Annotated in this window: 13 protein-coding genes; 2 read left to right on the forward strand and 11 right to left on the reverse strand. The window is 48.3% G+C overall.

All coding sequences use genetic code 11. The annotated features are described in order from the left end of the window. Window positions 1-23 precede the first annotated feature (23 nt). The 10 genes from FO446_RS21825 to FO446_RS21870 all read right to left on the reverse strand — a co-directional run bounded on the left by FO446_RS21825 (window position 24) and on the right by FO446_RS21870 (window position 12,265). Window positions 24-2,696, reverse strand: coding sequence for an acetate and sugar kinases/Hsc70/actin family protein (locus FO446_RS21825; RefSeq protein WP_237899030.1), 2,673 nt, complete (start codon window positions 2,694-2,696; stop codon window positions 24-26). 52 nt (window positions 2,697-2,748) lie between these two features. Further along, the gene (locus FO446_RS21830; RefSeq protein ID WP_173611965.1) at window positions 2,749-3,444 is read right to left on the reverse strand and encodes an iron-dependent peroxidase; all 696 of its coding nucleotides are present in this window, start codon (window positions 3,442-3,444) and stop codon (window positions 2,749-2,751) included. Next, entirely contained in the window at window positions 3,435-4,712 is a 1,278-nt protein-coding gene (locus FO446_RS21835; RefSeq protein ID WP_173611966.1) for a normocyte-binding protein, read from the reverse strand. The genes FO446_RS21830 and FO446_RS21835 overlap by 10 nt, the downstream gene beginning before the upstream one ends. Continuing rightward, the gene (locus FO446_RS21840) at window positions 4,709-6,613 is read right to left on the reverse strand and encodes a PP2C family protein-serine/threonine phosphatase (protein WP_237899031.1); all 1,905 of its coding nucleotides are present in this window, start codon (window positions 6,611-6,613) and stop codon (window positions 4,709-4,711) included. Before FO446_RS21840 ends, FO446_RS21835 begins: the two co-directional genes overlap by 4 nt. A gap of 20 nt (window positions 6,614-6,633) precedes the next feature. After that, entirely contained in the window at window positions 6,634-7,473 is an 840-nt protein-coding gene (locus FO446_RS21845) for a PP2C family protein-serine/threonine phosphatase (RefSeq protein WP_173611968.1), read from the reverse strand. Window positions 7,474-7,478: 5 nt separating this feature from the next. Beyond that, the gene (locus tag FO446_RS21850) at window positions 7,479-8,009 is read right to left on the reverse strand and encodes an FHA domain-containing protein (protein ID WP_173611969.1); all 531 of its coding nucleotides are present in this window, start codon (window positions 8,007-8,009) and stop codon (window positions 7,479-7,481) included. Window positions 8,010-8,078: 69 nt separating this feature from the next. Continuing rightward, window positions 8,079-8,633, reverse strand: a complete 555-nt coding sequence (locus FO446_RS21855) for an FHA domain-containing protein (RefSeq protein WP_173611970.1) — start codon at window positions 8,631-8,633, stop codon at window positions 8,079-8,081. Between the two features lie 332 nt (window positions 8,634-8,965). Further along, entirely contained in the window at window positions 8,966-9,418 is a 453-nt protein-coding gene (locus tag FO446_RS21860; protein WP_232774332.1) for a J domain-containing protein, read from the reverse strand. A gap of 102 nt (window positions 9,419-9,520) precedes the next feature. Continuing rightward, complete coding sequence (locus tag FO446_RS21865; RefSeq protein WP_007728098.1) at window positions 9,521-9,946, reverse strand: hypothetical protein; 426 nt, start codon at window positions 9,944-9,946, stop codon at window positions 9,521-9,523. 150 nt (window positions 9,947-10,096) lie between these two features. Next, entirely contained in the window at window positions 10,097-12,265 is a 2,169-nt protein-coding gene (locus FO446_RS21870) for a transcriptional regulator (protein ID WP_232774333.1), read from the reverse strand. A 551-nt stretch (window positions 12,266-12,816) separates the two neighbouring features. Between FO446_RS21870 and FO446_RS21875 the strand changes: the two genes are divergently transcribed. Further along, a complete protein-coding gene (locus tag FO446_RS21875) occupies window positions 12,817-14,853 on the forward strand; it encodes a VWA domain-containing protein (RefSeq protein WP_173611972.1) in 2,037 nt (678 codons plus the stop codon). Here the strand turns inward: FO446_RS21875 and FO446_RS21880 are convergent. Continuing rightward, a complete protein-coding gene (locus FO446_RS21880; protein ID WP_237899032.1) occupies window positions 14,834-15,760 on the reverse strand; it encodes a serine/threonine protein kinase in 927 nt (308 codons plus the stop codon). The two genes, FO446_RS21875 and FO446_RS21880, sit on opposite strands and share 20 nt — an antisense overlap. Before the next feature lie 98 nt (window positions 15,761-15,858). Here FO446_RS21880 and FO446_RS21885 point away from each other — a divergent pair, with 98 nt between their 5' ends. Further along, window positions 15,859-16,230 (forward strand): VOC family protein, encoded by a 372-nt coding sequence (locus FO446_RS21885; protein ID WP_173611974.1) that lies wholly within the window; start codon window positions 15,859-15,861, stop codon window positions 16,228-16,230. Window positions 16,231-16,252 lie beyond the last annotated feature (22 nt).

Genomic DNA, 16,252 nt, shown 5'->3' on the forward strand with positions numbered 1-16,252 from the left:
TTTAAGCTGCCTGGTTATTTTGATCATTTCATCCCGTCAAAGAAATCCAGCTCGGACAAGTCACTCTCAAAGGCAAAGAAAACCTTTTTCCCCAAAGCAAGCTGTTCATTCAGACGAGCTACTGGCACGACATGGAATCCCCACTCACTGCCGCTTGCAAAAACGAAGTATTTCGACTCGCCATTTTGAATCGAGTCCGTCTCATCCTGCGGGATATGTGTCCCATACTTGCTCGCGATGTCCTCATACAATACGGTTTTGTATTGAGCGGGATCATCAATGTACAAATACCGCTGGCGCAGCTGTCCGTCATTTTCCTTGAGATAAAATTCAACCTCGCTCACGCCGTAAGGACGCGAGATGGAGCCATGCACGAGACTCAGCTTTTCCTGACTGTGAATGAGTACCCTCTCTTGCTTGTTATGCGTGAAGGCAGTCACGGAATACGGGACGATCGGTGCATGATTCGTAATGCTCGCTTCGATGAAACCCGCCTTTTTGGCACTTTGATAGCGCAGTGCTCCACGCAAGCAAGACAGCTTCAGGTCTGGCACCTTGCCCGCATCCTCCGACTTTTGCCGGAACTCGATACTGCGTCCAGGGACGAACTCTTTGAGCGCTTCACGGAAAACATCAATCCGGCACGACTGCCCAGTCAGCTTGATAATCGAGAAGTCAGCCAGCCTTCCCTGTTGGTAAAAATCGTCCAAAAAAACGCGCAAAATCTCGTAAATATCCGCCTTGATCAGGTGATTGATCTCTTTGGCGTTGAAAACGACATCTGGAAAATCAAACACATCCCGGAAGCGACCATCCGCCCGTATCGACAACACCCATCGCTCGACTGCCGTCAGCTTTAGATCAGGCTCTTGACGATTTTCCGTATCGGATGTGAAGCGATTGCGTAGTATGCCAGTTTGGCGGAAAAACTCTTTTTTCATGTGGTCAGCGAGGTCCCACAAAAAGTGGAAATTGTTGCGGACACGCTGATACTCGTCCCGGCTCTTGTTCTCGTACTCCTTGTAGCGAGTCGGCAAAATCGCCTCAGCTTCCCGATATCTCCCCTCGAAGCGTTCATAGATGGAGTCGACGCCGTATTCATCCACGTACCGGAATATTTCCGATCCAGGGATGTCGATGATCTGGTCGATGTCGGTCACTTGTCGCCCTTTTCCGTAATAGTCCGCGAAGACGATTTTCATAAATTGCATGATGCGATACGTAATGTTGTTGCCGCCAAAATTGGTGTCGCCATTTTCATAGGTCGTATCGATATCGATGCGATAAGAGATATGTCCGTCCTCAATCCGGAAATGGCAGGATGACAGGTCCGTCGTTCCTCCGCCGCAATCGATAACGAGTGCTTGATACGTCTCCCCGTCCAGAAAGCTGTTTTTGTCAATTTGATCCGCAATCGTATTAAACAGGACGGCCATTCCTTCATCGAGGGCGTGCTCTGATTCAATGCGATACTCCGGCAAAATCTCGGTGAACATCTCAAGAAACTGCGTTTTCAGCTTGACCGGACTTGTGATATGCAGATGACGAAAGCGGCATTTGAATTGATGCTCGGCCATTTGAATGACGTGAAGAAGGTACTGGCGCAGGATGTCGCTTCGTTTCACACTCGCGGTATTCCCTTGGCTGTCCATGACCTCCTCGATTTTGTGATAGCTGTTCACCCAGCGCTTGATACCTTGAAACACGGTCGCGTTCGTGCTGTATCCGTTCTTTTTCATGTGCCGAAGTGCTTCATAACCGATGTGAAAGCGAACGTCATGCGGGGAGGAGCAATCCGCCACGCTGACAGCCGTCGGCAGTACCTCGATCCATTCCTCGTTTTTTTGCGTTGTATCAGGAAAAGAGACATAATTGATCGCATTCAAACGTATGCGTCCATTCAACAAGTCGTTGCTGGAAGGGGAGCTGACATACTGATGGTCGAGAAAAGCACCCGCTGTCGTCGAGGAGGTACCAAAATCAATCGCGAGAACGGCATCTGTTTCTTCCAATTCCCTGATCTCGAGGTCAGTCACCGGTACTTTGTAGTAGTGGAGATTAACAGGCGGCAACGGATGGTCCTGGTGATACGCCTTGTACAAATACTCCGAATCCTGTTTGCGGAAAAAGAGCAGGCTGTAGTTTTGATTGACCGTTTTTCTCAATGGAGCATCTTGGCAAGCGTGCAGCACAAAATGCCCGGCTCTCCTATCGTCTTTGTCCTTGCGCAGATGCAAAATCCCGCATAACTCCATATGGTCATTCACCAAAAGCACATTGGATTCGGACAAGCCTTGGGAGGATTCGACGCGATAGTTGTCCAGCCTGTCAATGGCGAGACCCATGTACAAGCACATCTTCGCTGGAATTTTGATCACATCTACACCTGGCATCGGTGTGTTTAAATATTTGTGGAGTACAGCTTCGAGGCGTTCAACACCACCTGGAACAGCACGCTCAATCAGGAGGTTTTCTTCTGCGCCGCGAAAACGCAGAATCGTGTGCAGCAGTCCCTCCCGATCAAGATTGTTCACGAAAGAGCGGACCAGCTTTTCCTTGTAACAAATATTGCGGAGCTGAAAGGTTGTCATCTCCATCAGCTCGTCCCGCGTATAGGTCGCTTCTCCTGGATGATTGCGTTCTTTGCCATCTCCGCTGCCTTTTTGGAGATGAAGCTTATATGAATAGGTAGACATCCCAACTCTCCTCTCTCCCGACCTTTTGTTGGGGTCAATCGGTCAAAACCCTCTAGTACAGTGCAACACTGTCAATTAGCATCGTTTCCTCGACATCCAAAATGCCGAAATGATTTCGCCAATAAATCTCTGTATGGAACCGAACTGGCAGGAAAATATCCTTGATTAAAGCGAGCTTGGCATGTGCGGTTTCACTCTCCGACTGCCCGACGTAAATCAGCAGCTCGTCTTTTTCTTCGCAATTGGCGTAAATGGTGGAGTGAGAGAAAATTTTGCGCATCGTATCCTTGAGCAGGTACACCGCTTCGCCAGTCTCATACAAGCGCAAAATATTGCCTGCGATAATCTCTCGCTCCTCTTTGGTAAAAAGTCGGATATTTTCCTGTACCCGACTGCCAAACAGCCCCGCTTCCAAATCGCGCAATACAAAGCGGATGTGGTATTCACGCTTGTTCATCCCTTGCGACAGATCGATCTCGGCAAGCAAATGGATGATGATATCAAACAAGGTATGCCGAAGCTCTGCATCGTCCGCGTAATTGGCATCAAAAAGGTCACGGAAAATATCGTCGAAGCGGTAGTACGGATTCACCTCTACTGTCTTTTCCACCATTTTGGCGTTGATGGCCTCATGACTCAGCTCCATGTAGGGCGAATACACTTTAGCCGCTTTGAACTGGATGTCTTTTTTGGCGATCCCGGCGCGTTTTGCACGAATAACCAAATCCCAGATGTAATTCAAGCCCATTCTCCTTCACACTTGTATTCCGGAAAATACATCTGAACCTCGGAGACGAGAAAGCTCATCATGTCTTGGAGAATAAAGCTGTTCGCCCCGCGTCTCCGAAAGCCGAGAGCCATGATCTTCTTGTCATTTTCTACGCGGACGTTATCGCTAATGAACGGATTCAAACCGTATGTGGCGGAAGGCCGATTGTTTTTGTCCCGGATCTCCACATTCACTAGCTCCAGCTGCTCAGCAGCCTCAAAGGAATGGACGATTCGGATAATCTCTCCTTTGGCCCGGACAGTCATCGCTTGCTTCCTCGCATAGCTCCCAATAAAGCTGTTTTTGCGACGATTGGATACCAATTCGTAATCGAGTCTTCCGATGCGGGTCGTGACAGGCTGCGTAATTTTGCATACGTTCCAAACTCCCGACTTCTCCTGAGGTGAGACAATCGTCAGCTCTTCCGGTGACCGCTTGATATAGCGAATCAGCTCTTCATCTCCATCCACCAAATACCCGTGCTCGCTGCCTGTCTTGCGTAACGACAGAACATGCTCGAAGTTCACCCGGTCAATGGCAGGTACGGGAAAGCCGATGTTTTTTAAAGCCAAACGTTCGATGTTCCACAACGGGATCACATCCAGCTTTTTGTAAGGCTCCCACTCATCGAGGGTAATCGACATTTCCAGTATCTCTTCGTCTTCTGTAAACGTGCCCTCACAGGCAACCAAAATGACATCGAAAAACTTGCTCGCGTAAGGGTGATTCACCGTTTTCCACGGCATCCCGTTCTTTTGAAACATGTTGTACAGCTTTTCCAGCTCATCCATATACACACGACTTTGTTGGAGGCGCACCTCGATTGGATAGTGGTTGCCCCCCGTGTTCAAACGCCCCTTGAAGGTCCGCTTGCTCATTATCAGCGCCTGTATCTTGTCGTACTCACACTCTAAAAAGATCGTCATCATGACCGCTTCTTCCCGGTTGCTGAGCTTGACTGCCAACTCTTTGCGATCACATATTTTCTTTTCTTCATCACCAGGGATCATCGGGTACAAATACTCATGGATCGGGTCAAAGTCATCGCGATGGCAGAGGGTCACATAAATGTCATGCTTATCTTCCTTGTCCTCGATCTCGGTAAAAACACGCTCCTCCAGCTTTTTCTGCATCTCCTCCTGATACTCGACCAGGTTGAGGAAGACGCCGTTCATGATCTGCTTGAGCAACCTGCGCTGCTCCAGCTCCTCCATTTTGTTCAAACGATCCAGTACGATCTCTTTCATGGCGTTTTCGCTGCCTCCTCCTGTGTCGGATTGGCTGTAGCTGATGGATTAGCTTGCGGTGGCTGAACTGGCTGAGTCGCCGGAGCTGTCGTGGCTGGCGGAACTGCTTGATTGGTCGGCACTACTGGAGGCGCCTGAACTGGTTGGTACGTTGGAGCCGCCGGATTTACTGGGACTGTCTGGTTAACCGAGGGCGTTTGGTTATTCGGTGCCGTCTGATTCACCGGTGCCGTCTGATTTACGGGAGCCGTCTGGTTAACTGGTGCCGTTTGATTCACCGGAACTGCCGTTGGTTGACTAGCAGCACTCGTCCCTTGCACAGGTGGCTGTCCTGCTGACGCACCTGCCGACGGCGGAGCAGCAGGAGGATTTAGCTTCTCCTCTGCCTTTGTCACCTTGCGCTCCATCGCCAAAACTTTTTCCAGCACACCAATCTCCTGATAAATTTCCTGGGCCATCGTATATGATTGGATCGCTCCCTCGAAGTCTTGCGCCGCATAGCTCTCGTCGCCTTGCTTCTCCAGCTTGTCGCCATCAAGCGTCTTCTTTTCCTTATCGATTCCGGTCTTTTTGGAAGCTACCTCGTCCAGCTTGGTGCGAAGCTCCTTTTCTCCTGTCACAAAGGACGTTTCCAACGCCAGCTTGCGCGCCTTTTGGTAATAGGCCTCCGCACCAGCGTAATCCTGTGCCTCAAACAAGAGATCGCCTTCCTTTTTCCACTGCATGACGAGCACATACGATTGCGTCTTTTCTTTTTTCTCCAAAATCTCCGGTTCGTTAAAATCATCGCGCCCTTTCATTTCCTTGAGCGCCTTGTCGTACTTATCCAATGCTTTGGCGTACTGCTCATCCTTTACAGCCGTATCTCCATCCACGATCAACTGTGTAATGCGGATCTTTTTGGCCAAGAGGGCAGCCTGAACTTTGTTTTTCACGATATTTGCGGCATTTCGGGCATCGCTGTACGCCTTGAGTGCCTTCGGATAATCTCCCTCCGCAATGAAAGCGTCTCCGGCTGTTTCATACTCAAACATCCCTGTCGCAGCATCCGCGATGCGCTCCGCTTCCTTCATCTTGTACAGCAGAGCTCCGCCTCCAGCCAAGGCAAGCACGAGAAGGATGAGTGCCACCCGTTTGATAATTCGCCATTTTTTTTGTGGGTCTGTCTTAAAAATTTTGTTCGCAAAAATAGCGGCTGCCGTGTAGTTTTGAACGACATGCTCTTGCTTGCTCAAAAGCACATCTTCTAGCGTATCGATCCAGGCTTCAGGATCTTTCGCCTCTTGAAGCCCGTCCTGCATTTCGGCCGGATTTACTTTCTCCCACAGACCGGGGGTGGCAAGTAGAAAAACATCACCGTCATAGAGCGGAAACTTTTTGGAGACAAACGGACGAAATTCATTGGGTGTCCCCAAATAGCTCAAGAGATTATGTCGCTCTTCGTGCTGATCAAGCGCGTCCTCTGCGATTTCCTCCCCATCCACCATCTGTTGGGCAAGACTCTGATCCTTGCTCTGCCATTGCAATCGGCCATTGCGAAACTGATACAGTCGGGTGTTACCAGCGACCCCATACCTCACTCTGGCATAGTCCGTTACGACTACGGTCAAGCTCGCTTTTAGCCTGACGCGATGGCTCTCGGCTTGCAGGACACGATGGGCTTCCTGCAAATAGCGGCGTATGCGATAACGCGAAATGGATGGCTTCTGCAAAAAGTAGCCCAGAACGCTTTTGGCCGCCAACTCCGCACTTTCTACTTCCTGATCATTGTCCAATCCGCGGGCGATTACCCAGCACGCGATATCATCCAGCTCCGTGTAGGCAAAGTAATCCTTGTTGCGAACGAAGCTGCCTGATTCGGATAGAAACCCGGTAATGAATTCACTGTTGTCCTTTCTCATTCGTACTACCCGCTCCCCCGTTACCAGCCTTTTTCCAGGATGAGAATGGTTGCGTTGTCCTGATTGGCTTTTTGCTTGCTTTCCACCGCTTCAATGATTTGGTCAGCCGCGTCATGGGCAGCGATATTTTGGAACAAAATCTGCTCCAGCTCCATCTCAGTTAACGTATCGTAAACGCCGTCACTACAGAGGATGACCTTGTCTCCCTTCTCAAGCGGAAACGGCTCACGACCAATTTCGATATTTTGAAAGTTATCGTAGCCCAAGTAGTTGATTAGCTGTTTTTTCTGCGGATGGTCCAATGCCTCGTCCTTCGTAATCTCGCCGGACAGAAAACGAGCCTCCAGCACCGACTCATAAATGTCTTTTTGATTGATCGAGATGAATTCTCCATTCCGGAAAACGGTAATGATACTGTCTCCAACCGCTCCCCAATACAGCTTGTCCTCTACGATTACGCCAGCGACCAGTGTAGTCCCACCCCGACTTCCTCTCAGCGCCTGCAAAATCTCCGAATTGGCAAGAGAAGCGGCCCGGGAAAAGAAGAGGGACAAATGCTTCGGGTTGTCCAGCTTTGTAAACTCACGGATAAATGTAGTCACGGCAAGTGTTGAAGCAAGTCTGCCGTTAGCCAGTCCACTGATTCCATCAGCCAAGACTGCAATCGTCCCATGAGACGATGTTGCTGTCGAAAAGTAATCATCCTGTTCTTCTCGTCTGCCGATCGTCTGTCCATTTCCGATCTGGATGACGGGATTCATTTCTTGCCGGATCAAAGCTGCACGCAGACGAAACAAAAGAGTAATGGCAATGATCACGCCAAGGACGACCAGATACGGGATTGCGCCCTGTTGAAACATGCTCATCATTCCTTGCCTTTGTTGGAGTTGTCCCACTCGAAGTGAACACCGCATAGCGGGATGAATATAAAGGTACTCTTTCCGAGCTGAAGCACATCGTACGCAGTAAGCTCAACTGGCGTGTACACCGCTTCATTGTTATGATAAGCAAGCCCCGACGCATCGCCCGGGAGCAAGTAAAAGTTGCGTTTTTTCGGATCGTAGACAATCACCGCATGATTGCGGCGGGAGATCGCGTTGTCCCCGACGATTCGGATATGCATATCCTCTGCGCGACCGATGAAGTTCTTCTCTGCCATAATGCGGTAATCTTGACCTTGTTGCGGCCCCTCAATACATACCAGCCATCCGGTAACAGGCTCAATTCCTTCTGTTTCCCCTAGATACGGCATCGTCTTATCGTCGTCTGCCACTCTCGCTGGTGCTTTGTTGTCCGGTTTCGCCCCAGGCTCAACGACCATACTGCAATAAGGGCAGGTGCTTCCGTGTTTTCTGGTGCTAAACATGTGACCATTCGCGCATCTTGTCAAACTCATTCTTCTGCTCCCCCGTTTCGTTCCGTGCAAGGACGATATGTATGTGTAAAAGCGATGTTTCTCCCGTTGTTATTTCAGCAACAAGCGGGTATTAGCTATGTAAATGATGTCGCCAGCCTTCACTTTATGCGGCTGTTCAATCTCCAGCTTGCTCTTGTCGCGTTTGTTCGGCTGCTTGATGCCTGTGCCGTTTTTGGAATGAATATCCTCGATGAACCAGTCCCCAGACGCTTGATTCAGAACCGCATGCTGCTTGCTGATCAAAGCGGCGTATTCCGCGTCCGCCAAGTCGATGTCGACCTCGTTTTGCGCAGAGCTTTTGCCGATCAAAAGGGATGTCTCCCCTTGGATGAACCACTCCTTCACGCTCTCTCCCTCTTCATCCAATAAAACCAGTTTGGTGACGCCATCCTCTTTTTTTGGCGCCGGTTCGTCGGGGCTTCCGAATCTGACGATAATGACCCCGAACAAAAAGAGTCCGAAGGCAATTCCTGTAAAGATTTTCAGAGCGTTGCTGTCCGTATAACCAAAGACATAAATAAGTGCACAAATCACAAGAATGGAAATCAGCAACTCTATGAGCTTCACTCTGACGGACTTTTGGTACCCTTTTTTCTTCGCCACATTTTTACCCCCAATCAACTACCTCAACATGCTCTTGTTCAAAAATTTGTCTTTTCAGCACCGAGAAAGTTACGTGAACCTGAAGAAGTAGGAGCGCAGTGTAGGGGACCTACATGAGCACCGGACTTCAAAGGTGAACGTAAATTTCGATGCCGAATGAACTTCGAGAATGACTTCGTGATCAAAAGACGAATTTTTGAACTTCCTCTTAAGAAAAATGCTCCAAGCTTTGGGCGAATGGTGTATGTATGGACATCCATCCAAAGACAGGAGCAGGTTGCTACTACCTCTATGTCATGAAAGAGCTGTCATCCAAGCCCGATTTTTCCCTCTTATTTTTTCTTCATGCGGAAAAACTGTTCAAACATATCCGTTGTATCCAGTGGATTTTTCTTCTCGGATTTCATGGTGTTTGGATTAATCTCGCCTGTCTTCGGATGAAACCCAAAAAATCGTTCAAAGGTGCTCCCCAAGTCTTCGAAGTTTACACCCGGTGCAGACTGCGCTTGCTGTTTGCTTTGTCCTTGTTTTGTACTGCTTGTATGACCACCAGTTTGTTGTTTCTTCTGCTGAAAAGCTTCGTAACGTGCGTCGTACGCCTCGCGCAAGGCCGGGTCCTGCAATGTCTGATAGGCCTCGGTAATTTCTTTAAAAATTCGTTCTGACTCACTGCTCCCGGCATTGACATCCGGATGATGCTGCTTTGCCAGTTGACGGTATGCTTTTTTGATGTCATTCGTGGAAGCCTGTTTGGTTAGCCCCAGAATCTCGTAATAATTTTTCATGCGCGCACCCTCTGTCTGGCAATGATTTTGGTTATTTTGTAGAGCCGTACCTCGAACACGGCTTTCGAGGTACGGCTCTTCCTACCTTACTTCTCCCAAAACCTAAACAGCGTAGCCGCCTTCGATTTTGGTAAGTTCGGTTTTGTCTTTCTTTTGCTTGATGAAGATGCTGAATGTTCCTACACCCTCGGTATCACCGAAGCTCTCGTTGTAATCTACTACGAATGCGTTCGGGAAGTAGATTTTGCGGATCACTTGATCAGCAGCGATTACTTCCAGTGTTACTTTGCGGTAGCAATCCGCTTTTTCTGCTGGTACCAAAGACCAGAGAGCCAGCTTCATGGTGTCATCCGCACTGTCACCATCAGTTGCAGTGATGATTTTGCCAGTCAGTTTCAGTGTTGCACCCACATCTGTGGAGCGCGCGTTGGAATCGTCTGGCGTGTCAGTGTCGTACTTCACTGTTTGGATGTTGTCCATGCCCAGCTCAATTGTTTCAGAACCTTCTACTTTGAGTCGAAAACCCATGAATAAAACCTCCTTGAAATGAAATCTTGCTCTCGAAGTACCTGATTGGCTTCGAGGCTTATGTGTAAGGGTGCGTTTTGGGAAACACACCTCAAACCACCTGCGTAATGTGTCAAAAAGTTTCATAAACAGCTCTCCAGGGGATCAATGCTATGCCTTGACCGGAGTCGTTCCTTTGGTGATGGTGACCTCCAGGTTTTTCACATTGCCGTTGAACACCAAATCGATATGGCACAGATTGCTCTTGTCATCGATGATGTAGCTCATATCATCGCCATCTTGAATGATGGAGTTCACGAAGCCACGCGTGCCCAGCCATTTGCTTTTTTGGCTGCTCGGATTGTTACTGAAGAACTTCACGATGTTGTCGTGTTTGAAATCACCCGTCTGGAAGCGGAGAATCCGCTCGATATAGGTGCTGACAAGTGTTTTGTAGATGGAATCAAAGCCGTCCTCTGCCATAGCGAGGCTACGTGCCTTGTACACAGTAATGCGCTTGATGTCTTTGCCTTGGATTTGTGCATTTTCCGAAGAGAAGACGAATCCAAAGTTTTTGCGGTTGATGGAATCTTTGATGTTGTTGGTGAAGCCTGAGATTTCTTTGGCCATTGTGGTAACAGCGCGCAGTCCGTTTTCACCTGCTTCGATGTCAAAGCGCACACCCGGATACTCGCGGCTAACCACTTTGAATGTTTCGCGCAAGTACTCTGGACACTGGTACGCTGCCACGACACCAGCAGCTACATAGCTGGCACCAACATAGACACCCTCGATCCACAGCTTCAGGATGTCTTCTTTTTCCTGGGACAGCTTCACGCCGTCTTCGGTTTGCAGCATTCTGCTGTCGATGACAACTCCTGATTTATCTTTCGGAATAATCGTGAAGTTCGGAATGCATGGGATAGCGAATTCACTGAATTCTTTGCGTACCAGGATTCCGCACTTGTCGATATATTTATCAATGCCCGCTGTCGCCATGCTGTTGAAGGTCGTTTCTTCACCTGTACTGAAGCTGAAGAACACTTGCACCTTGAAGTCCTTGACGACTTGAAGCAGCATGGTGAGCGATTCCATCGTATTGCCGTCCTGCTTGACGACTTTTTCGTTCCCACGGAAACGCTCGCGAGTCACTTTTGCTTTTCCCGCAGAATCCATATCCACAGATGGAACGATTCCGAACCAGATGGTATCCGTGAAGTCATTTTTCGCGTTGACCGTGTTCAGGTATGTCTCCAGACGTGGGATGTTGCTGCTTTTCACGAGCATGTCGAGCTTCGTATTCGTGATCAGCATAGCTGGCTGCATGCCTTTGTTCTTGGTCACGTACTGATCGAAGAACATCTTCACGCCCAAAATTTTCTCAACCAAAGGCTTCACTGTTTTTACGAAGTCGTCCTTGGCGTTTTTGTAGAACTCGAGATACGTATTGTAGTTCTGTACTTCTGTCTCAATATTGACTTCGGTATGTACCGTCGGCAGCGGGCAGAAGGTGCGAACCACGAGATCTTTTACATAGGAGGATGGCGTCTCCGTGATCGACTCGTAATCCTCTTCGAAAACGTTCATCAGTCCGTTTCCGCTGTTTTCATCGAGAACCATCAGCTCGCGGCTGTCACTCTTTGGTGCCTCAATGATCTTCAGTTCTCCGTCTTCCCCAATCGTCAGCATCCCGATCTGAATCGCTTCGGATTGGTTCTCTTCTTGAGCGCCGCCCAAGAGCAGTCGTGTTTTGATATCTTCAATCGCCAGCGGCAGCATCGCCATGACGTTGTTGTAGTTTTTGCTCGCATCCTCGAACATCGTGTTCAGCTTGTCACCGAGATCGAGCTTCTTCGGATCGCCATCATCGAGCTTTTCGTAATGGCCGTACAAATAGTGAATCTCTTTGCGGACCTGACGGATGTCATCCATCACTTTTTTCGGGGAAATCATATCGAGCAAATTCTCGAATTTGAAATCCACGTTGGTGATCCCTTGGCTGCGCTTCGTATCAATCAGGGTAAACAGCATTTTCAAGAAGTCATTGCTTTGATCGATCTTGATTTCAGAAATCGCATCCTCTGCAATTCCGTCAGGCTTTTTCAAGGTGTACATCACTTTTTGGTTCGCTGCATTGTAGAACGAATACACACTCGGGGAGAACTTGTCCAAAAACTCATCGAAGCTGCGCACGAGAAGATGCTCGTTGATCTCCTTGATCTTGTCGTCGCTGAGACTGTCGATTCCTTTTACATCTCCAACAATAGTGATCAGGTCCAATTTTTCCGGGTTGATCTCTTCGAACAGCATGGTTCGGTTGGTCTGGTTAATAATGTCCATAAATGGCCCCTTTCTGTTGTCTGCATAACCACTTAGTCCTACTTGATAAATGATGAGTCCTACTTCATGAATAGAAATACAAATCGTGACATTTATACCAAAAACAAACAAAAAATCTTGCCTCTAAATTAAACTTTGCCCGCATTATTTGTCAACATTCCGCAGATTGTGACAATTTTCCTATACCTGCACGACCATTCTCAGTATTTAGACCCATTTTATTCCACAAATCTTCCTTTTCTTGGATTCCCGTTTTATGCTGAAGACACAGAGTCTCCTTTCCTAGGTCTTCGAAAAAATAGGGATAAGCCTCGCCTTGTCCACTCTCTTACTAGGAAAGAAGCACAAGGACTGATAGATAATTCTCCCTAGTTGCCGCTGGGGAGGATTATACATTCACCTCATATTTACAAAAATGGGTGCAATTAACTTTTATATACATCGGCAATAAGAAACCGATCTTTTATACGAACAACCATTTATAGGTAAATCGTCCCATTTTAGTAAGTCATGAACTTTTTTAAAATTTTTTTCAGAAAAAAGGTGAATGTATGTACAAAAATCGTCAGTCAACCGTCTCTATGCCGCCACTTTTCCGAATGGTGGTCATTGGACTGCTCCTCCCCATGCTCTTCTTGTCCGCCCCACTAACTGCTGGGGCAAATGGAACAGCAGATGCCGGAGTAGACGCGGTCTTTGTCGTTGATACGAGTAATTCCATGAACAAAACGGACCCTGGCAAAACAGCCGCAGAGGTCATGAGTATGTTCATTGATATGAGCGAAGCCACGCGTACCCGCATTGGCTTTGTTGCCTATAATGATCGAATTGTACAAGCTCAGTCTCCAGCGAGCATGGCCGAAGCAAGAGATCGGGAACAGCTCAAGCGAACCATTCAAGGGTTGCGTTACTCTGGGTATTCGGATTTGGGACTCGGTTTGCGCAGAGGGGCAGAGATGATTGAAAAAGCAAAGGACCCGGCTCGCAAGCCATTTTTGATCCTTTTGTCAGACGGGGGAACAGATTTGCGGCAAAACGCGGGTGGCAGGAGTGTGGCAGCATCCAACAAGGATGTGGAGACAGCTATCTCGAAGGCAAAAGCGCAAGGCTATCCGATCTATACGATTGGTCTCAATAGCGATGGCTCCGTCCAGAAGGAACAATTGAAAAAAATCGCTGAGGCAACAGGCGGAACTTCCTTTGTCACACAAAGTACGGATGATCTGCCTGAAATCTTCAATCAGATTTTTGCCAAGCATATTCAATCTCAGCTCGTTTCGGTGGCAGCCATGACAGCGACCGGCGGCTTGCAGGAAGTGACCGTAACCATTCCTAACTCTAGCATGCAGGAAGCAAACATTATCCTGTTGTCCAACAATCCGCTGTTGGAATCGCAAGTGTACTATCAATCGCAGAATGTCCATTTTATGAAATCAAAAAAATACTCGCTGATGAAAATAGAAAAGCCGAAGAAGGGGAACTATCTCGTTAAATTTAGAGGCAAACCCGGGGATTTGGTGAAGATCAACTTACTGGGGAATTACAGCTTGATGGCTGGTGTGGAGGTCAAGCCTGAACCTGTTATCAAGGGGATTCCTGCCACGTTTACTACCTATCTGAACCATCTGGAGGGACGACTGGATGACAAGGATGTGTACGCATCCATGCAAGCAGAACTGATCGTAAACGATCTCGTGGGGAAAAAAGAAGAAAAGGTCCCGATGAAGAATCTTGGCGATAGCTTTACGGTCGACTACGTCTTCCCTCACACGGGCAAGTACCAGTGGAAAATCTTTATGAACGGCCCGGACTTTTATCGCGAAACGGCTACGAGCGTTTATGACATTACGAATATCTCGCCAGTTGCTGCTTCGGTCAATACCTTGACAATCGAGAAGGAAAACGGTGAGCAGGCTATCGATTTGGGTTCGTTCTTCACGGACGCCAATAACGACAAGCTGACCTATACCATCGTCACCGCTGATCCCGAAGAACGATTTGTCGCTACGATTCAAGACGCGGCTCTGAAGCTGACACCCGAGAAAAGCGGTACATCAGAAATCACCATCACCGCCACAGATGCAGAAGGAGCAAGTGTCACAGGCCCACTGGTCATTACCGTACACTCGGTATGGGATCGCTACATCACCATCGGCATGATTGTGTTGCTCGTAGCTGCGATTGGCTACGGTGTTTACTTGCTTACACGTCCCAAGCCTGCGTTTGTGGGTCGCCTGGAGGGTTATTTCCTGCACACGGCAAGCGGCAATGACATCCCTGTCAAGTTTTGGCCTCTCGCCTCCTTTGGCAAGAAGCAGCGGATCACGTTGCAGGAGCTGTTCACCAGTTTGGATGTGAATGAGCATTTGCCCGAAGCGCAGAAGATTTACTTCCAGCCGGGAAAAAATCAGACGCTCCTCTTGGTCAATCATAGTCACTGCACAATTGAACGGGGCAAAGAAACCATGCCCCGGCATAAAAAGCTCGTCCTCCAATACAACGACAAGGTGTATGTGACCTTTGAGGATCGGATGACCGAGATCGAAATTCGCTTTAAGAAATCGTCGTCTAATGAGGAAGCTTCCTAAGAGAGAAGCGCGCCTTTCCCTTCCAAATCAGATGCTCCGCACGAATCGCTGTCGCAAACAGCTTGAGGGTGGGGCATCTTTTTTTCGAGTCGACGGCCAATCCCCACATAATGACATTCGCCAGCAGCAGCGGAACATCAGGGTTCCGTGTTCGAATCGCTGGCAAGGTATCCTCAATGACTCTTGCCGCCACTTCAACGGGACGCTCTTTGGTCAGACAGTAATACAGGGTGGCAGCCAGGCTGTAAATATCGGAGACTACTCCTTGCTTGGATTGACCCGAGTAAAACTCAAGCGGTGAATATCCTTCTGTCGTCACAATCGGCTTGGGTTCATCACTCTCGAAGTAGATCGCGGAGCCAAAATCGATCAGCACAGGATGGCCAGCTTCAGTGACCAGGATATTTTTGGGCTTGATATCGCGATGAATAATGCCTTTTTTGTGCAAATAGTCTAATCCGTCAAATACCGGAAGTACCGTCTGATGCAAAAATGCTCCCAGATCAAGCTCAGTTTGGGCGAGTACATACTCATCCAGCGTCTTTCCTTTGCAATAGTCCACGACGAGATAACCTGTGCCATTTTCCGTAAAATGGTCGATGTATCCGATGATATTGGGATGATTCAGTTCCTTGTGCAGGGACGCCTCTTGCCAAAAGCTGTCTAGCAACATGTCGAATTTGTTTTTTAACGTTGGTCTGCGACAAGTGACCTTCACGTGATCCAAATCTCGCATCGCCAATGCTTGAGGGAAAAACTCTTTGAGAATAAGTGTCCGCTTGCTTTTCATATGGTAGACCACATACACATTCGACAGCTCACTTGTGGAAATGGTCTTTTTGATCCGATAAGCTTTTTGCAGGATCGTGCCTTTTTTCAGACCTCTTTCCCGTTCTACCTGTCCCATGTCATGGCCTCCCCTATCTTTCCTCTCAAAAAATGATAACGAAAGATGGGGGATTCTGGCAATATAAAGAATAAGAATGGAGAGGGGAATGATAGATCATGGCACATTTGGAATCGTTGCTTCACGTACAAGTTCCCGTAAAAAATTTGGAAGAGGCCATTGTCTGGTACTGCAATCACCTTGGCTTTTCCTTGCAGGCGCGGTATTGTACTTCCGCTTTTCTTGCCCTGTCTGCGGGACCCACCTTGATGATATGGGAAACCGATGAGCAGACGTCCACAACCTTTACCGTTCATCATCAACCCATGCCTGTCTTTTTGTACACCACTTCCGATGTCCATGCACTCCATGATTATTTGCAGGCCCATGAAGTCTCGATTACCCACTACCAAAACGATGGCTTCGGATGGGTGCTCAAGTTTTTTGACCCGAGCGGAAACATGTGGGGAGTCATTCAAAAGAACAACTAGTCAGTTGGATATAGAAAAAAGA

The organism is Brevibacillus brevis (genome assembly GCF_022026395.1).
GTDB lineage: Bacteria > Bacillota > Bacilli > Brevibacillales > Brevibacillaceae > Brevibacillus.